The sequence below is a fragment of the Eionea flava genome, assembly GCF_055393785.1.
Genome location: NZ_AP036018.1, coordinates 1,579,213 through 1,597,644, shown reverse-complemented (window position 1 = coordinate 1,597,644; position 18,432 = coordinate 1,579,213). Strand labels below are relative to the sequence as shown.

General features: G+C 42.6%; 15 protein-coding genes. 12 read left to right on the top strand and 3 right to left on the bottom strand.

What is annotated here, in order from left to right:
• Positions 1–3: 3 nt before the first annotated feature.
• Complete coding sequence (locus ACZ5O6_RS06975) at positions 4–741, bottom strand: SapC family protein (protein ID WP_447091752.1); 738 nt, start codon at positions 739–741, stop codon at positions 4–6.
• Between the two features lie 91 nt (positions 742–832).
• Positions 833–1,741, bottom strand: a complete 909-nt coding sequence (locus ACZ5O6_RS06970; protein WP_447091751.1) for a LysR family transcriptional regulator — start codon at positions 1,739–1,741, stop codon at positions 833–835.
• A gap of 162 nt (positions 1,742–1,903) precedes the next feature.
• On the opposite strand from ACZ5O6_RS06970, the gene leuC reads away from it, so the two are divergent.
• The 3 genes from leuC (at position 1,904) to leuB (ending at position 5,216) form a co-directional block, all read left to right on the top strand.
• Positions 1,904–3,325: a 3-isopropylmalate dehydratase large subunit gene (gene leuC, locus ACZ5O6_RS06965; RefSeq protein WP_447091750.1), complete on the top strand. Its 1,422-nt coding sequence runs from the start codon at positions 1,904–1,906 to the stop codon at positions 3,323–3,325.
• 62 nt (positions 3,326–3,387) lie between these two features.
• Positions 3,388–4,038, top strand: coding sequence for a 3-isopropylmalate dehydratase small subunit (leuD, locus tag ACZ5O6_RS06960; protein WP_447091749.1), 651 nt, complete (start codon positions 3,388–3,390; stop codon positions 4,036–4,038).
• 89 nt (positions 4,039–4,127) lie between these two features.
• Positions 4,128–5,216, top strand: coding sequence for a 3-isopropylmalate dehydrogenase (gene leuB, locus ACZ5O6_RS06955; protein WP_447091748.1), 1,089 nt, complete (start codon positions 4,128–4,130; stop codon positions 5,214–5,216).
• Positions 5,217–5,265: 49 nt separating this feature from the next.
• Here the strand turns inward: leuB and ACZ5O6_RS06950 are convergent, their stop codons facing one another.
• Positions 5,266–6,147, bottom strand: coding sequence for a lysophospholipid acyltransferase family protein (locus tag ACZ5O6_RS06950; RefSeq protein ID WP_447091747.1), 882 nt, complete (start codon positions 6,145–6,147; stop codon positions 5,266–5,268).
• A gap of 208 nt (positions 6,148–6,355) precedes the next feature.
• On the opposite strand from ACZ5O6_RS06950, the gene asd reads away from it, so the two are divergent.
• The 9 genes from asd to folC all read left to right on the top strand — a co-directional run bounded on the left by asd (position 6,356) and on the right by folC (position 18,430).
• A complete protein-coding gene (gene asd / locus ACZ5O6_RS06945) occupies positions 6,356–7,474 on the top strand; it encodes an aspartate-semialdehyde dehydrogenase (protein WP_447091746.1) in 1,119 nt (372 codons plus the stop codon).
• A 102-nt stretch (positions 7,475–7,576) separates the two neighbouring features.
• On the top strand, positions 7,577–8,605 hold the full coding sequence (locus ACZ5O6_RS06940) for an aspartate-semialdehyde dehydrogenase (protein WP_447091745.1): 1,029 nt from the start codon (positions 7,577–7,579) through the stop codon (positions 8,603–8,605).
• A 152-nt stretch (positions 8,606–8,757) separates the two neighbouring features.
• Complete coding sequence (locus tag ACZ5O6_RS06935) at positions 8,758–12,201, top strand: motility hub landmark protein FimV (RefSeq protein WP_464283491.1); 3,444 nt, start codon at positions 8,758–8,760, stop codon at positions 12,199–12,201.
• Positions 12,202–12,340: 139 nt separating this feature from the next.
• Complete coding sequence (gene truA, locus ACZ5O6_RS06930; protein ID WP_464283490.1) at positions 12,341–13,201, top strand: tRNA pseudouridine(38-40) synthase TruA; 861 nt, start codon at positions 12,341–12,343, stop codon at positions 13,199–13,201.
• Positions 13,202–13,333: 132 nt separating this feature from the next.
• Positions 13,334–14,008 carry a phosphoribosylanthranilate isomerase gene (locus ACZ5O6_RS06925; protein WP_464283489.1) on the top strand — a complete coding sequence of 225 codons (675 nt, stop codon included), beginning with the start codon at positions 13,334–13,336 and terminating at the stop codon, positions 14,006–14,008.
• A 57-nt stretch (positions 14,009–14,065) separates the two neighbouring features.
• Complete coding sequence (trpB, locus tag ACZ5O6_RS06920; RefSeq protein WP_447091734.1) at positions 14,066–15,292, top strand: tryptophan synthase subunit beta; 1,227 nt, start codon at positions 14,066–14,068, stop codon at positions 15,290–15,292.
• On the top strand, positions 15,293–16,099 hold the full coding sequence (gene trpA / locus ACZ5O6_RS06915) for a tryptophan synthase subunit alpha (protein ID WP_447091733.1): 807 nt from the start codon (positions 15,293–15,295) through the stop codon (positions 16,097–16,099).
• Between the two features lie 86 nt (positions 16,100–16,185).
• On the top strand, positions 16,186–17,046 hold the full coding sequence (gene accD / locus ACZ5O6_RS06910; RefSeq protein WP_447091732.1) for an acetyl-CoA carboxylase, carboxyltransferase subunit beta: 861 nt from the start codon (positions 16,186–16,188) through the stop codon (positions 17,044–17,046).
• Between the two features lie 25 nt (positions 17,047–17,071).
• Positions 17,072–18,430, top strand: a complete 1,359-nt coding sequence (gene folC, locus ACZ5O6_RS06905) for a bifunctional tetrahydrofolate synthase/dihydrofolate synthase (RefSeq protein WP_447091731.1) — start codon at positions 17,072–17,074, stop codon at positions 18,428–18,430.
• The last annotated feature ends 2 nt before the right edge of the window (positions 18,431–18,432 follow it).

Sequence of the window (18,432 nt, the reverse complement as noted above, 5' to 3'; positions counted from 1 at the left end):
TGTTTAAAGCGATAATGATTGTTGAGCGATAGATTCTATATTGGTCATCGATATGATGTGCGCGTCAATCAACCATAAGCCTCGGCATTTTTGTAACTTAACAATATTTTCATCACTGAGTTGAGTCAGTTTTTCCACATCAATGATCTTGAATGGACTGGTTTTTCTTTCGACACCGTCTTTATCTGTAATGATTAATTGGGTCTCTTTGAATAAGCCAATAGCGTCGATAGTTTGCACAATGGTGCTGGTTGCTTGAATTTGCTCATCAAAAATTTTGCATTGCTTAATAGCTTGGTTGAGTGTTTCAGTATTCTCCCCTTTCTCATCAAATAAACGATAGTCAGCGCTATCTGTAGACTTGTTGTTTTTAATTGCTTTGGCATCGACATAAAGCAGTTGCTTTTCTTCTTCATTGATTTGAGCTAGTGCGAAAGGGTAGCGCTTAGCTGCAAGAGGGATGTAGTGGTTGTTTTTCCAGCGTCCTTGTTTTACTAAGGTGTTTTTTTGAGGGGAAAACCCTGTGATTGCAATAGGCATGGGTTTGTCTGCGGGCGAAAATACAATGGGGAGTGTTTTGCAAACAAATTTACATTCGCTAACACTAATGGGTATCAGTTGTAGTGTCTCTGCCATTTTTCCCCATGCGATGGGGTCAACTGACATATCTGACATATCTTTGCGATTGACCAGCTGCATATCTTGATAAGCAATATCGCCATACTTAAAGGGGTTGCCCATGTTTTTTTCCTCTTGTTTTTACATTGTTAATGTTGAACAGATATAGTGTGATGAATGTTTGTTATACGTTACTTAATATCATAGCTTACTCTTATTCTGTTTGTTGAGGTATCTCTTGCATACTGTGCAGCATCGCTCTAGCCGAATTAGAGAGTGTGCGATGGCGATGATGAAGGCAGCCTAATTGACGAATTATTGAAAACTCTTCGATGTGTAGAAGTTCCAAACTATTATCTATCATGATTTCTGGGAGCACGCTCCAGCCGAGCCCAACCGCTACCATCATTTTGATCGCATCTAAGTGATTACTCGTCATCGCGATATTAAGTTGGCGTTGCTTAGTATTAAATTGTTGCAGTATCAATTGGGTGGTGCGTGTGCTCATGTTGGGCAAAATCACCGGATAGGAAAGTAGCTCAGCAATGGATGGTTGTACTTGTCTTTTTTTTGCCTTCTGTAATAAAGGGTGTTGTGGATTAATGACTATCTGAAGAGGGTCATGCCATAGTGTATGGTACTGAATGTCATTGTTTACGATGTCATCGTTATGTGACGGTAGTGTGGTAATGGCTAAGTCGCACTTATCTTGTAATAGCAGAGACTCAGCATGCTCAGAATCAATAAATTGAAGTTGTAAATGCACGTCTGGATAACGTTGACGGTAACTCTTCAAAATAGGGGGTAGTCGATGAATGCCGATATGATGGCTGGTTGCCAGACGTAATTCACCGTTCACAGTATTGTTTGATGCCGACATATAGCGTTGAGTGTCGTCAATCGCATTAATAATGCTTTGAGCTCTGGGTAGCAATCGCTGTCCAGCTTCGGTGAGGTGAACCTTGCGGGCTATACGGTCAAATAGTATCTGACCTATGTGTTGCTCTAATAAAGCAATACGTTTGCTGATGGCAGATTGTGTGATGTGTAAGCGTTCGGCAGCGGAAGAGAATGAATGCTCTTCCGCTGCGATGACAAATGCACGTAGTAATTGAATATCCATACGTTCATTCTCTTGCATTCCTATTTGGAATGCAAGGTGAGAAAAAGATGAATTTGTGTTGTGATTATGGAGAGCGTAAAATTTCTTTATTGTTTAAATAAACGCTTTGTGTGAAATCTATCTACGCAAAGAGTGATGAATATTCTTGTGAGGACAAACCCAATGACTGCAAAAACACTTTACGATAAATTGTGGGAAGCACATTTAGTCAAGCAACGTGATGATGGATCTGCGTTAATTTATATCGATCGCCATATCGTTCATGAAGTGACCAGCCCTCAGGCTTTTGAGGGTTTGCGGATAGCGGGCCGAAAACCTTGGCGAGTGGACAGTATCTTGGCGACACCAGATCATAATGTGCCAACGACTTCAACTGAGCGAGCATCTGGCGTGCAGGGTATTGAAGACCCTGTCTCCAAAATTCAAGTCCAAACGCTAGATGATAATTGCGATAGCTTTGGGATAACAGAATTTAAAATTAATGATCGTCGCCAAGGTATCGTGCATGTTATCGGTCCAGAGTCGGGTGCTTGCTTGCCGGGAATGACAGTGGTTTGTGGAGATTCGCATACAGCAACTAATGGTGCCTTGGGCGCTTTAGCGCATGGTATAGGTACCAGTGAAGTTGAACATGTATTGGCGACGCAATGTCTTGTTGCGAAAAAAATGAAGAATATGCTCGTTAAGGTCGATGGCACATTGGGTAAAGGTGTCACGCCAAAAGATGTTGTCTTAGCGATTATCGCTAAAATTGGTACCGCCGGCGGTAATGGTTGTGCTATTGAGTTTGGTGGGCAGGTATTTCGCGATATGTCGATGGAAGGCCGCATGACGGTGTGTAATATGGCGATTGAAGCTGGTGCGCGCGCTGGGATGGTGGCTGTTGATGACACAACGATTGATTATGTAAAGAATCGTGATTTTGCCCCCAAAGGTGATGACTGGGAGGCTGCAGTGAGTGCATGGCGAAAGCTATCCAGTGATAGCGATGCCGTTTTTGATCGTGTGGTTGAACTAAACGGTAATGATATTATTCCACAAGTAAGTTGGGGGACTTCTCCCGAGATGGTGGTTTCTGTATTGGATCTTATTCCTAATCCAGAAAATGAGACGGATGCTGTGAAAAAAACAGGGATGGAGCGGGCGCTAGATTATATGGGGTTAGCAGCGGATCAGGCGATTACCGATATACAGTTGGATCGTGTTTTTATTGGTTCATGTACTAATTCACGTATAGAGGATATGCGTGCTGCGGCCAAGGTTGTAGAGGGGCGAAAAAAAGCAGCATCAATCAAAGAGGCCATAGTGGTGCCGGGTTCAGGTTTAGTGAAAGAGCAAGCTGAAGCTGAAGGACTGGATAAGATATTTATTGCTGCAGGCATTGAATGGCGAGAGCCGGGTTGCTCAATGTGTTTGGCTATGAACGCTGACAAGCTAGGCGCTGGAGAGCATTGTGCCTCTACTTCAAATCGAAATTTTGAAGGTCGTCAAGGTTATGGTGGTCGTACGCATTTAGTCAGTCCAGAAATGGCGGCTGCAGCCGCTATTGCTGGTCATTTTGTGGATGTACGTGACTGGCTGTAGTTTGTAATTACAAATACATACTTATGGATTAACCGTTAATAAATATAGATAGAGTAAACACGATGAAAGCATTTACTATACATAAAGGTATTGCCGCGCCAATGGATCGCGCGAATGTCGATACGGATATGATCATTCCCAAGCAGTTTTTAAAGTCTATTAAACGTAGTGGTTTCGGCAAAAATTGTTTTGATGAATTGCGTTATTTAGATGAAGGGCAACCGGATCAATCCTGTGATGGTCGGCCATTAAATGATGAGTTTCCCTTAAATTTTGCGCGTTATCAAAACGCGTCTGTTTTATTGACGCGTGAAAATTTTGGTTGTGGATCTAGCCGTGAGCACGCGCCGTGGGCGTTGGATGATTATGGATTTCGTGCCATTATTGCACCGAGCTATGCTGATATTTTTTATAACAATTCGTTTAAAAACGGTTTGTTACCGGTTATTTTGGATGAAAAAATTGTCGATCAATTATTTGATAAAATGTACGACGAAGAAGGTTATGAGCTTACTATCGATTTGGAAAAATTATGTGTTGTCACCCCTAAAGGTGAGCGTTTTTCTTTTGAGTTAGATGAGTTTCGTCGACATTGCTTGCTAAATGGTTTGGATGATATTGGCTTGACCTTAGAAGATGCTGATGCGATTCATGCCTATGAAGATAAGCTAAAAGCGCAGTCACCTTGGCTGTTTAATGCGATTAAGAGTTAGCTTTGCTTGCTATATTGAGGCAGGTTTGTCATGACGAGTGTCTCCTTTGTGTGTGATGCCGTCTAAAAAATAGAAACTGAGAAAATACTATGTCAAAAAAAATTCTTCTTCTAGCCGGTGATGGTATCGGCCCAGAGATTGTTAATGAAGCTGTCAAAGTGCTTGATAAGCTCAATGAAAAGTTTTCACTGAATATTCAGTACGAACACGGGTTAATGGGTGGTTGTTCTATTGATGCATATGGTGTGCCGCTTACCGATGAGACTATTAGCAAGGCCCGGGCGAGTGATGGTATTTTGTTGGGCGCGGTTGGTGGGCCTAAATGGGATACGCTAGATCGTGCTATTCGCCCCGAAAAAGGGCTGTTAAAAATTCGTGCAGAGCTGGATTTGTTTTCCAACTTACGTCCTGCCATTTTATACCCTCAGCTAGCGGATGCCTCTTCATTAAAAAGAGAATTGGTTGAAGACTTAGATATTCTTATTGTTCGCGAGCTAACCGGTGGTATTTATTTTGGTGAGCCACGCGGTGTGCGAACACTAGATAATGGTGAGCGTCAGGGATATAACACCTTGGTTTACAGCGAAAGTGAAATCGAACGTATCGGTCGTAATGCTTTTGAAATTGCGCAAAAGCGAGGTAAGCGTTTGTGTTCTGTCGAAAAGGCTAATGTGTTAGAAGTCTCTGGATTGTGGCGCGAGGTGATGGAGGGATTGGCGAGCGAATATCCTGATGTCGAACTATCGCATATGTATGTTGATAATGCTGCAATGCAGCTCGTACGAGCGCCGAAGCAATTTGACGTGATTGTTACGGGCAATTTGTTCGGAGATATTCTATCAGACTGTGCTGCTATGTTGACTGGATCAATTGGTATGTTGCCATCGGCTTCTCTTAATGCAGATGGTTTAGGAATGTATGAGCCGGTACATGGTTCGGCGCCTGATATTGCGAATCAAGGCATTGCTAATCCATTAGCGACTATTTTGTCGTTAGAGATGCTGTTGCGTTATTCGCTCGGAATGTCAGAAGCCGCAGACGCTATTGCTCAAGCCGTTGGGCAGGTGCTTGATCAAGGTTTGCGTACTGCTGATATTCTTCCACAAGGTGAAGCTGGTGATATGATAAGGGTAAGCACATCTGAAATGGGTGATGCGGTGGTTCGAGCGTTAGCTTAACACTCTTTGTAAGCAATCAAGTGTATTGATACTCAATACACTTTTCATGTCAATAAATGTCGGCCACCCCTTTGGGTGGTTTAGCAAAACGTCGATAGACCCATTGGTATTGTTCGGGTGCCAACATAATACTTTTTTCTATTGCTTGATTGAGCGCTCCTGCCGCCTCAATAGCATTTTTCGTATCTATCCCTTCGATTGAAGAAAAACAAACTTCATATCCTTTCCCGTAGGGTAAACGTATCACTGTGGCAATTAATACCTCAGATGCATTATATCTTGCCAGCGTGTGCGTCAATTTACCGGTGAGTGCGGGTCGTCCAAAAAATGGGGCATACACACCAGCGTCTTCCGAAGGTAAGTGATCAGAGAGTACCGCAACCACATGATTGTTTTTTAATGCTTTTAACGCTTTACGTACGCCTAGTTTGTTAGCGGCGAACATTTTTGTGCCTACGCGGCTGCGGCTATCAAAAATAATTTTTTCAAAAAGTGGCGAATTAATAGGACGATACATAGCGCCAAAGGGGTAGTGCTGAGGGATGCAAAAGTTAAGCATTTCCCAATTTCCCTGATGAGGTAGTACGACAACGACGCCGTTGCCTTTATCATGTGCAGACTGCAATAATTCGGGATTAGTTATGTTTACTTTGCTGGATAAAAAGCTGGGGTTACGAAACCATACATAAGCAGATTCCATAAACCATTTGCCGGCCTCTATAGCCGTTGCTCGTAAGCGTTGTTGATGTTCCTTAGTTGTTTCGTCAGGAAAGCAAACGCTAAAGTTAGTTAATGCGATATGTTGGCGTTTTTTATTGCAGCGGATCAATAAAAGGCCCAAATAGTGGCCAATACCTTGGGACCAACGAAGTGGCAAAAATGCAAAAGGCGTTGCTAGGCAAAAAATCAAAAGGCGTTTAAATGTATGCATGGGGAAGCGGTTGTTAGCTGCGTGTGTGTGGGCTAAGTCGTTAATTGGGAGAATATTAACACAAAAGTGATGAATGCCCGCTTAAGTGCTTGGTTTTTAAGCCTTTCGGTTTGTTATCGTAGCGTTCTAAGGTAAACTGCAAGCTTCATTTTAAGCGTGTAGAGCGCTTATGATTATTGTTTTTGAGCGTTAGGATGAGAATAAGGTAATGAAAGTAGGTTTTGTTGGTTGGCGTGGCATGGTGGGTTCAGTATTAATGGGTCGTATGATTGAAGAAAACGACTTTGCAAACATTGAGCCTGTTTTTTTTACAACCTCAAATGTGGGTGGTAAAGGCCCTGACATTGGCAAAACCATTGATGCACTGAAAGATGCTAGCGATATTGCCGAACTTGCAAATATGGATGCCATTATTTCTTGTCAGGGAGGTGATTACACGCAGTCAGTTTTTGCTCCTTTACGTGCTTCAGGTTGGCAAGGGTATTGGATTGACGCAGCATCTTCATTGCGTATGGCCGATGACTCCATCATCGTACTGGATCCTGTCAATGCTTCAGTTATTGATGCTGCGCTTAACGACGGCGTTAAAAACTTTATTGGTGGTAACTGTACCGTGAGTTTAATGCTTATGGCGATAGGCGGGCTCATTAACGCTGGTCATGTAGAGTGGGTTTCAGCGATGACCTATCAAGCCGCTAGCGGTGGTGGTGCTCGTCATATGCGAGAGTTGATTGCTCAAATGGGTGCGCTGCGCGATACCGTAGCAGATGAACTGTCGGATCCGGCTTCGGCTATTCTTAATATTGATCAGGCAATTGCCGATAAAATGCGTGATGGTAGTTTGCCACAAGACAATTTTGGTGTGCCGCTTGCGGGTAGTGTTTTGCCTTATATCGATAGCGAGCTAGATAATGGTCAGAGCCGTGAAGAATGGAAAGCGGATGCCGAAACTAATAAAATTGTTAGCGGTACATCTGCAACTGCCGAACACATACCTGTCGACGGGATTTGTGTTCGTGTAGGGGCTATGCGTTGTCACAGTCAGGCATTAACCATCAAGCTTAAGAAAGACCTGCCGATGGATGAGATCGAATCGTTACTTGCAAATGCTAATGATTGGGTAAAAGTTATTCCCAACCATAAAGAAGATAGTTTGGCCGCGTTAACGCCAACAGCGGTAACGGGAAAGCTGTCTATTCCAGTGGGCCGTTTGAGAAAAATGCATATGGGTCCAGAGTACCTAAGTGCATTTACTGTAGGTGATCAATTGTTGTGGGGAGCGGCAGAGCCTCTACGTAGGATGCTGCAAATTTTGCTTAACCGCTAAATCGGAGTAGTAAGCTACACTTAATGGTGAGTAGTATGATCTGCTCACCATTTAAAAGTGCGGTATGTTGTTGGTTTTTTTAAGTAGAGTTTTGGGATGTTTATGGATTCAGTGAATATAGCTATTGTTGGTGCAACGGGCGCTGTTGGAGAAGTGGTCGTAGAACTGCTAGGAAAAAGTACTTTACCCGTCGATCAGCTTCATTTGTTGGCAAGTGATCGTACGGCTGGAACGAGCTTAATGTTCCGCAATAAATCGATTATGGTGAATTTGCTTGATGCTTTTGATTTCTCTCAGGCTCACTTGGCTATTTTTGTCGCAACAGATGGCGTTTCTCAAGAGTACATTCCTAAAGCGCAATCAGCCGGTTGCTTAGTGATAGATAATAGCCAAGCATTTTCTGACCCTCTTGTGAATGATTGCGCAAAGCTGGTTATTCCGGGTGTTAATAGTGATCAATTAGCATCGAACGAAAAACCGGAAATTGTGGTCAATCCAGATAGTACAGTGGTTAGCTTGTGGAATGTACTCAAGCCTATTTATGATGCTGTGGGTATCCAGCGAATTAACGTAAGTACTTACGATTCGGTATCACGTTTGGGTAAAAAAGCAACGCATGAACTCGCGACACAAACGGCCAGTTTATTAAATGCTCAGGGTGCGGATCCTAAGTTTTTTTCTCAGCAAGTTGCTTTTAATGTGTTGCCGAATGTCGGTAAATTAGATGAAAGCGGCCATTCTGATGTCGAGCAACGTATAGTGAGGCAAAGTCAGGCTGTAGTTAACGATTTTCAATTGCAGGTCAATGCTACTTGTATTCAAGTGCCGGTTTTTTATGCAGACGGTATTTCCGTTAATATTGAAACGGGTGACCCCATCGATGCTAATGAGGTAAGGGCTCTTTTGGAAAATCATCCACAAATCAAAGTGTTAGACAATGCTGAACAAGAAGGGTTTGCAACGCCAGTGACTTCTGCAGCAGGCAACGATAGTATTTTTGTAAGCCGTATTCGTAACGACATGGGGCACCAAAGAGGCTTAAACCTTTGGATAGTCGCAGACAATGTTAGACGTGGGGCTGCAGTAAATACGATACTTATTGCACAAGAGTTGAAAAAAAGCTATTTATAATGAATACTTAGCGGTGATAGTGAAAGTTTATTCGAGCTTTTGCTGTATTAAGTATACGTAAGACGAGTCTGTAAATATTGAGTGTGTGGGTTGGGCTGTGAGTCGCCTAATATGCTGAGTGTTTACCACTAATTAAAAAATAAGATATAAAAATGATTAGAAATTCACTAGTCAAGGGTAAATTCATGCAGTTGCGTCAGCTAAGCACACTCATTGTTATTTTGGTCAGCTTATTTACCTCCTCATTAAGTGTTGCGTTGGGGTTAGGGGATGTGACACTAAACTCTTCTTATAACGAGCCGCTTAATGCTGAGATTCGAATTCTTCAGGCTCAAGAACTATCAGAAAATGAAATATTTGTTAACCTCGCATCCAGTGAAGACTTCGAGAGGATTGGGTTGGATCGCGATTTTTTTCTTAGTAGTCTTAAATTTGAAGTTGTCCTTGATGATCCAAATAACCCTTATGTAAAAATCAGTTCTCGCCAGCCTGTTCAGGAGCCTTATCTTAATTTTTTGGTAGACATGCAATGGCCTAGCGGTCGTCTATTGCGTGAATACACGCTATTACTCGATTTGCCTGTTTTCGAAGCTAGTGAGAGTGTTTCAGAGTCATTAAAAGTACCAACTACACAAACGCTTGAGCCAGAACTGATCGAAGTTGTTGAGCCACTTACGGATACTGTCTCCGAGCAGTCAATATCACCACAGCCTTCAGCAGAGCCAGCTCTGCTTAAAGAGGCTAATAATTTAGAGCGAGATTTAGCGCCAAAAACCACTGTAGCGCCTCCTAAATTTTCGACAGCTAGTGAAGCTGCTGACGACTTTATTAAGCAGCTATCAAAGCAAGCAGCAGAAAGAAAGTCTTCCTTTTCTATAGAGCCAAAAGCATCAGCTAGAAAAACGAAAAATGTAAGAGTTATTGATCAAAAAACTGTGAGTGCTTCTACTCCTCAGGCTGAATCACCGGCCTTGATCAAGAGTTCGACAGTACCGAAACTTTCGTCAGTAAAGGCAGAGCGTCAGAGTAATGCGTTGCCTCTTAAAGAATTAACAGTGGGGGATGGCGACACTTTATGGGCATTAGCCTTAAAAATGCGTCCCGACAGAAGTGTTAGCGTACAGCAAACGATGCTTGCTATTCAGCAAAGTAATCCGGACGCTTTTATTGGCAATAATATTAATATGCTGAAAAAAGGCCAAGTGCTACGAGCTCCGACTTTATCAGATATCCAAAAAAACAGTGCAGGTGATGCAGTGGCTGCGGTTAAGCAGCAAACCGAAACATGGAAACAAAAGTCTCAAAAACGACCAGTATTGTCAGCAGTGTCGCCAAATCTCATTGATCCCCCAGCTCCCGAAAAGCAAGAGGGAAGGGTTACATTGGGAGCCGTTAAATCTTCTAACAGTTCTGAGCGTATAGGAACTAATGGTCAGCAAGGCGTTAATGAATCATTGCAAAACGAACTTGCTATTGCCGAAGAGGAGTTAGATCGCTCCTCTAGAGAAAACGCTAATTTGAAAGAAAAAATTGATGAATTGGAAAAGCAAATACAAACACTAGAGGAAATAGTGTCTGTCACCAATGATCAGTTGAAAGCCTTAGAAGCAATTTCTACAAGTGCAAGTAGTCAAACTGACGTGATGCCTTCTTCCCAAGAAGAAAGCTTAGCTGGAGATAACTCGAATTCTGTTGTTCAAACTGATAGCAACTCGAGTGTTGATGGGTCTTCTAAAGCGTCAATGGGCGATTTTTTATCGCGTAATTTACTCTATATCGCTGCCGTTTTATTAGTCATTGTTCTGCTGATTCTATTTTTAATTCGCTCTAAATCTAATGCCTTAGACGAAGATGAATTTGATGAGGACTCCTCTTTTATTCCTCTAGATGAGGAGTTGAATGAATATAAGGAGGCAGAATTAGAAGACATAGCAGAGTTGGATGATGTAGCGCTGGATGAGTTGTCTCATGAAGAAGATATTGAGGCTCAAACTGACGATGCTGTGTCCGAGGCCGAAATTTATATTGGTCTGGATCAACTTGATAAAGCAGAGGGGTTATTACAAAGAGAGATACAGCAAAATCCAGGTAATGCAGAAGCTCGCCTTGCACTCTTAAGTCTTTATGTTAAATCTAGTAATACAGAGGCATTTGATGATCAATATGCTCAATTAATCCCGTTGGGTGATCAGTCTGCAAATGATAAAGCGCACGCTATGCGTGAAGAACTTGATGTCGACGGTGATTTTGATGTCGATAATTATTCTTTGGGTGAAAATAATAGTGAGTTATTAGAAGCGGAAAATTTAATAGGCGATTTGTCAGATATTGATGACGAGGAAATTCTATCAGAACTAGATGAGCAATTAAGTACGGATGATGATGTTGGTCTTGGTGATTTTACCAACGAGTCCACTGATTTAATCAACTTAGAGCTAGATGATGAGTTGTTAGAGCTGGATGTTGAAAATAGCAATCTTGAAGATGTACAGGATTTAGATGAGGAGTTATCTTTAGAAGATGAGTTGTTGGATTTTGATTTAGATGCTGAATTGTCGGATGTCGGTGATAGTTTTGAAGAGAGTTCTTCTGGGCATGTTGCTGAAGTAACAAATGAAGATGATAGTCATCTTGAAGATGTGAGTCTTGAAAAAAGCGAGGTACAAGATTTAGATCTAGATGAAGACTTTTTAAGTGATATTGATTTGTCGTTAGATATTGATGATGAAAACTCTTCACTTGTGAATTTAGATAATGATTTAGTTTCAGGTGAACTTGATAGCGAAGTGACTCTGACAGAGACTCAGCTAGATAACCTTTTAAGCGAAGATAACGACACTTCTTTAGAAAAAGAATTATTAAGTAATGATGAAGAGTTAGACTTGGAAGTGTTAGATTTGGAGGAAACATTCGACTCCTTAGATAGTGAGCTTGCCTTAGAAGACCTCAATCTAGAAGAGCCGGTCGAGGCTGTAGAAGAAGCTGATAGTGTGATTTTGGAAGAGACGTCTTTGAGTGATAAAGGTGATGACGATCTGGCGCCTTTTGACATTCAAAAAAATGAAAATACTGAGTTTGATTTAGATTTGCCGCCGGATGATGTTGATATGGCGTCTCTCGATCAAGAGCTTGATGAAATGTCAGCCTTGTTTGACGAAGAACCTCTTGATCAAAATATACTAGAGACTGAGACTGAGACTGAGACTGAGACTGAGACTGAGACTGAGACTGAGACTGAGACTGAGACTGAGACTGAGACTGAGACTGAGACTGAGACTGAGACTGAGACTGAGACTGAGACTGACGCGCTTGATGGGTTAGAAGATTTCTCTCTTGATGTATTGGATGATGAGCTGGATCTTTCAGAAGATGAGAATGATGAATTAAGCTTGCCAGTTGATATTCAAGGCATCGAAGAAGACATTGATGATGAATTTGAAACGGTAGACGGTGAAGTTGATACCAAGCTAGATCTTGCGCAGGCTTACCTCGATATGGGTGACTTAGAAGGTGCTGAAGATCTTCTCAAGGAAGTGATGGAAGAGGGTGACGAAAATCAAAAGTCGGCTGCTGAAAAATTACTTCAAAACATTTAGTTAAGGCAAATTATCTAAAAACACCATTACCATGAAGTTAGTTACATAAAAACGATCGCATTGGCGGTCGTTTTTTATTGGGGTAAATAATTTTCTTGTTTGGTAGGTGTTATTTAGTCATTTATTGATTATTGAAAATATGCAAAAACAAATAAAGCCATACCGCCGCAATTGTGACATCGCAATGACTGATGGCTTTCCAGAAGGGATGCACCGTATCGCTTTAGGTATTGAATATGTTGGGCATGTATTTCATGGTTTTCAATCGCAACCTCACGATGCTAATACAGTGCAGACAGCATTAGAGAATGCATTGTCTTCAATTGCTGATGAATCGATTACCTTGGTTTGCGCTGGCCGTACCGATGCGGGTGTGCATGCGACTAACCAAGTGGTTCATTTTGATACTATAGCCGTGCGTGGAGAAACGGCATGGTTAAGAGGTGCAAATGCGAAGCTACCCGACGGAGTATCAATTCGTTGGGCGCAAGAAGTTTCGCCCTTTTTTCATTCTCGTTTTAGTGCTCTGCACAGAACGTATCGTTATGTTATTTATAATACAGTGACGCATTCAGCGTTGCTAAAACACTTCGTGACTTGGGATAGGCGACGACTGGATATGCAGGCAATGTATGAAGCCAGTCAGGCTTTGGTGGGGCACCATGACTTTAGTGCTTTCAGGGCATCGCAATGCCAAGCTAAAAATGCGGTGCGAAACATTCACTACATTACACTATCGCGCCAAGATGAATTTATTATCTTAGAAATTCAGGCAACGGCATTTTTGTACCATATGGTGAGAAATATCGTTGGTGTATTAACGGCGATTGGTGCTGGTGATCACCCCGTTTCTTGGGCTCAAGAAGTTTTAGAAGGAAGGGATCGACAAGCTGCTGGCGTGACAGCGCCCCCAGATGGGCTGTATCTTGTCGATGTGTGTTACGAGAAGACGCATAATCTATCATTAAGACCCAAAGGGCCTTATTTCTTAGCATCGTGAAGTCTGCTAACATGGTTATCTATTAAGTTGATTGTTATTTACTGGGCGTGGATTTGTTTACAGGCTATATAGTTGTTTCTACTTTTCTTTATGGCTTATCAATACCCCAACGACTATGCTCCCAGCTTCTGATTGAATGGAAAACCTTTAACTGTGCAAGACCACTTGTTTATTCCTCGCGTAAAAATATGCGGTATTACCTGCGTCGATGATGCATTAGCCGCGGTTAATGCCGGTGCAGATGCTATTGGGCTGGTTTTTTATCAGCCTAGCCCACGTTATGTGGATGAGCATACGGCGTCTCTTATTGCTAATCGTGTCGGCCCCTTTGTTACCGTAGTAGGCCTGTTTGTGAATGCTAGTAAGGCAGAAATCAATCATGTGTTAGAAACGGTAGATCTACACGTTTTACAGTTTCATGGTGATGAGTCGGCAGAATTTTGTGAGCAGTTTCATCGCCCTTACATGAAAGCTATTCGTATGAAGCCTGATCTACAGCTTAAACGAGCAATCGAGTCGTACTCTAGTAGTGTGGGCGTATTACTTGATGCTTATAGAAAAGGTGTGCCTGGCGGCACCGGTGAAACTTTTGATTGGGGAAGGGTTCCTGTCGGTGATGAGAGTTTGCCCCCCATTATTCTTGCGGGAGGCTTAAATCCCGTTAATGTTGCTGATGCGATTAATGCGACTTCTCCTTATGGTGTTGATGTGAGTGGCGGAGTTGAAATTGAGTCTCATGATGCGGCAGGTAAAAAAGATAAAGCAAAAATCGCTCGTTTTATAGCGAATGCAAAATCAATACAATAATAGTTTGTGATGCAATGTATTAGCATTGCGATTTAAGTAATGTGGAGTGATCTCTCAGTGAATGATTTAACAAATGTTGCAGATATAGACTTTTCCAGTTTTCCTGATAATACAGGGCACTTTGGTATTTATGGTGGTCGATTTGTCTCTGAAACTCTAATATCGGCTTTAGATGATTTGGCGGCTATGTATCAGCGCCTTAAAAATGATGCGTCTTTTCAGGCTGAGTTTGATAAAGATATGGCGCATTATGTGGGGCGCCCATCGCCGCTTTATCATGCAGAGCGTTGGAGTAAAAAAGTGGGGGGCGCGCAAATATATTTGAAACGCGAAGACCTTAATCACACTGGCGCTCACAAAGTTAATAATACGATTGGCCAGGCATTGCTGGCTAAATATTCGGGTAAAACACGTGTTATTGCCGAAACCGGTGCGGGTCAGCATGGTGTGGCTAGCGCTACCGTTGCCGCTCGTTTAGGGCTTAAGTGCGAAGTATTTATGGGCGAAGAGGATGTTCGTCGGCAGTCACTGAATGTTTATCGTATGAAATTGCTAGGTGCAACGGTACACGCGGTTAAGTCGGGTACACGTACACTTAAAGATGCCATGAATGAAGCTATGCGTGACTGGGTTACTAATGTTGACGATACGTTTTACATTATTGGGACGGTTGCAGGCCCACATCCTTATCCAGAATTAGTGCGGGATTTTCAGGCCATTATTGGTCGAGAAGCAAGACAGCAATGTTTACATCAAGCGGGACGTTTGCCCGATGCTCTAGTCGCATGTGTGGGTGGTGGTTCTAATGCCATCGGTTTATTTCACCCTTTCCTTAATGACGAGTCCGTTGAAATGTATGGTGTGGAAGCCGGTGGTGATGGCGTAGAAACCGGTCGTCACGCAGCGCCACTTAATGATGGTATTCCCGGTGTTTTACATGGTAGTCGTACTTATTTAATGGAAGATGAAAATGGGCAAATAATCGATACGCACTCAGTCTCGGCCGGATTAGACTATCCCGGTGTTGGTCCTGAGCATTCATGGTTGAAAGATATAGGTCGCGCTCAGTATGTGGCCGTTAACGACCAAGAGGCTTTGGCCGCTTTTAGAGAGTTGACCCAAGTTGAAGGCATTATGCCAGCTTTAGAAACCAGCCATGCATTGGCCTATGCTGAAAAAATGGCGAGAGATATGCCAAGCGATAAAATTATCGTAGTGAATCTCTCAGGGCGTGGCGATAAAGATATTCTTACAATGGCTGAACTAGACGGAATCACAGTATAAATGAATCGTATTAATCAGCGCATGCAAGCGCTTAAAGAAGCGAATAAAAAAGCACTTGTTACCTATATTGTCAGTGGAGACCCAACGCCTGACACTACATTAGACGCAATGCATGCATTGGTTGCTAATGGTGCGGATATTATCGAATTAGGTATTCCATTTTCTGACCCTATGGCAGAAGGGCCTGTTATTCAGCTCGGTCACGAGCGAGCGCTGGTACATAACGTCAGTCTGAAAAGTACCATGGCGATAGTTCAGCAATTTAGAAAAACAGATAATAATACCCCGGTAGTATTAATGGGGTATGCAAACCCAATAGAGCGTATGGGTTATGTTGAGTTTGCGCGTCGAGCAGCAGAGTCGGGAGTCGATGGTGTGTTAACTGTTGATTTACCACCAGAAGAAGCATCCTTACTTAATGATGAGTTAAGGCGTGTCGAGATAGAAAATATCTTTTTGTTGGCGCCGACGACCACTATTCAGCGCATTCGTGAAATTGTGAGTTTGGCCAGTGGGTTTGTTTACTACGTTTCTCTAAAAGGTGTCACGGGTGCAGGGAACTTAGACCTTGAATCAGTTAAAAATAAATTAACTATCATTCGTCAGCATACAGACCTGCCTATTTGCGTCGGTTTCGGCATAAAAGATGGTGAATCAGCAAAATCTGTTGCTGAATATGCCGATGGTGCTGTTGTTGGCAGTGTGTTTGTTGATAAAATGGGCGCACTGCAAAGCGAGTCTAGAGAATGTATTGTGTCTGCTGTAGGTGAGCTGGCTGCAGGTATTCGTCAAGGTCTGGATAGCTAGATTGAGCATGCGCGTAAGCGCGTGTAATTAACATCATCAAATGAATATATATATTGTCTATTCATTGATCAGTAAAAGAGATTGCAATGAGTTGGTTAGATAAGATTGTTCCTAGTCGTTCTGGTTCTAAAGGTGGTAGTAACAGCCGTGTACCTGAAGGTTTGTGGAAAAAATGTGTTAAATGCGGTTCTGTACTGTATCGTCCAGAGTTGGAAAAAAACCTCGATGTTTGCCCTAAGTGTGATCACCACTTTCGAGTGGGCGCCCGTCGCCGATTAGATATTTTTTTAGATGAAGACGCTCGTGAAGAGCTCGCGGCAGATGTTGAACCGATTGACCGTCTTAACTTTAAAGATGTTAAAAAATATAAAGATCGTTTATCAGCCGCACAAAAGTCAACGGGTGAAAAAGATGCATTGGTTGCGATGAAAGGTCTGCTTAATGGCCGCCCCGTTGTTGCCGTAGCATTTGAATTTTCATTCCATGGTGGATCAATGGGTTATGTTGTCGGCGAAAAGTTTACACGCGCGGCTCAAGTGGCTCTTGAAGAAAATATTCCTTTTGTTTGTTTTGCTGCTACTGGTGGTGCACGCATGCAAGAAGCATTGATTTCGTTAATGCAAATGGCAAAAACAAGTGCTGTGATTGAGCGTTTAAAACAGCAGGGAACGCCTTATATTTCGTTTATGACAGATCCTGTTTACGGTGGTGTGTCAGCGAGCTTGGCGTTGCTTGGCGACATTAACGCGGCAGAACCCGGCGCGAGAGTAGGTTTTGCGGGTCCTCATATTATTGAGCAAACCATTCGCCAAAAGTTACCTAAAGGCTTCCAGCGCAGTGAGTTTTTATTGGATCATGGTGCGATTGATATGATTATTCATCGCAAAGAATCGAAAGAAAAAATTGCAGCACTGCTGGCAAAATTCACACATTATTCCGCAGCTTAACTCATTATTCTTCGTTTTATAGCCTATGCCGCGTTTTACTTTATTATCCGATTGGTTAGCGTGGCTAGAAACCCTTCACCCTAAGTCGATAGATTTAGGGTTATCACGCGTTTATCGTGTTGCTCAACAGCTTAAATTACTAAACCCTCCTTCTTCTGTAAGTCACGCTTATTCTGGTTCATTAACCAGTGGCGCCTATACCTTTATTGTTGCAGGCACTAACGGCAAGGGCTCCTGCGTGGCAACAATAGAAAGCCTGCTGCTTGCACAGGGAAAAGAAGTGGGTAGCTATACATCACCGCATTTACACCATTATTGCGAACGGATAAAAATCGGCGGCGAACCCGTGGCCGAATCATTGGTATGTGAGGCATTTGCAGCGATTGATCAGGCGCGAGGTGACATCTCTCTGACTTATTTTGAGTTTGGCACTTTAGCTGCACTCTGGATATTTGCACAGCGTAACATCCCTTATATTGCTCTTGAAGTGGGCTTAGGTGGCCGCTTGGATGCAGTGAACATAGTCGATGCTGATATTGCGGTAGTGACATCTATTGCTGTTGATCATGAAGAATGGTTGGGCAGTGATCGAGAGCAAATTGCACGAGAAAAGTTAGGTGTCACTCGAGCTAACAGTCCTGTAGTGATTGCTGAACAGCATCTTACGGATAGTTTGTATGAGTTTATTGCTCAACATCGTCAGTCTTCCGATCTGTCTGTGATTAATGAGTCGTTTTCTGCAACTACCGATGGTCAAAATTTATGGCGATGGCAGCATCGTGAAACCAGTTATTCCTTACCGTTACCATCACTTCCACTTAGCAGTGTTGCAGCAGCGATGGAGGCGTTAGTATTAAGCGATCTATTACCGGATATCGCACAATGTCGCCAGGTACTGTCAGTATTATCTCTTGCGGGTCGCTATCAGCAGCAGTGTATTGACAATCGTACGGTAATATTTGATGTAGCGCATAACCCTGCAGCTTCATTGGTATTGGCTCATCGCTTATCTCAGAAAGCCAGCAATGATAAGGAAAATATAGTATCAAAGACGTTTGCCGTTTTTTCCGTTATGGAAGACAAAGATATTGTTGGCATTGTTAACCCGTTACACAGGGTTATTAATCATTGGTACCTTGGTGGTTTATCGAATAATCTACGTAGTGCGCCAGCGAGCCTTGTGATTGACGTGTTAAAGGAACAAACAAAGAATTACTACGGTGTGGAAACTATAGAGCAGGCCTTTGATCAGGCGCTAAGCGAATCAGCAGAGCATGATAGAATCGTTGTGTTTGGATCATTTTTTACTGTTGCTGCAATACAAGAGCATATTCGTCACAGAAATGTATACACTGTGGATTCGAATCAAAGCCGTTCAAATTAGGA

Coding starts and splice junctions, on each gene's coding strand:
- ACZ5O6_RS06940 (WP_447091745.1), top strand. CDS start 7,577: ATGGATTCAGTGAATATAGCTATTGTTGGTGCAACGGGCGCTGTTGGA.
- leuD (WP_447091749.1), top strand. CDS start 3,388: ATGAAAGCATTTACTATACATAAAGGTATTGCCGCGCCAATGGATCGC.
- ACZ5O6_RS06970 (WP_447091751.1), bottom strand. CDS start 1,741: ATGGATATTCAATTACTACGTGCATTTGTCATCGCAGCGGAAGAGCAT.
- accD (WP_447091732.1), top strand. CDS start 16,186: ATGAGTTGGTTAGATAAGATTGTTCCTAGTCGTTCTGGTTCTAAAGGT.
- truA (WP_464283490.1), top strand. CDS start 12,341: ATGCAAAAACAAATAAAGCCATACCGCCGCAATTGTGACATCGCAATG.
- folC (WP_447091731.1), top strand. CDS start 17,072: ATGCCGCGTTTTACTTTATTATCCGATTGGTTAGCGTGGCTAGAAACC.
- leuB (WP_447091748.1), top strand. CDS start 4,128: ATGTCAAAAAAAATTCTTCTTCTAGCCGGTGATGGTATCGGCCCAGAG.
- ACZ5O6_RS06975 (WP_447091752.1), bottom strand. CDS start 741: ATGGGCAACCCCTTTAAGTATGGCGATATTGCTTATCAAGATATGCAG.
- ACZ5O6_RS06935 (WP_464283491.1), top strand. CDS start 8,758: ATGATTAGAAATTCACTAGTCAAGGGTAAATTCATGCAGTTGCGTCAG.
- leuC (WP_447091750.1), top strand. CDS start 1,904: ATGACTGCAAAAACACTTTACGATAAATTGTGGGAAGCACATTTAGTC.
- asd (WP_447091746.1), top strand. CDS start 6,356: ATGAAAGTAGGTTTTGTTGGTTGGCGTGGCATGGTGGGTTCAGTATTA.
- trpA (WP_447091733.1), top strand. CDS start 15,293: ATGAATCGTATTAATCAGCGCATGCAAGCGCTTAAAGAAGCGAATAAA.
- ACZ5O6_RS06950 (WP_447091747.1), bottom strand. CDS start 6,147: ATGCATACATTTAAACGCCTTTTGATTTTTTGCCTAGCAACGCCTTTT.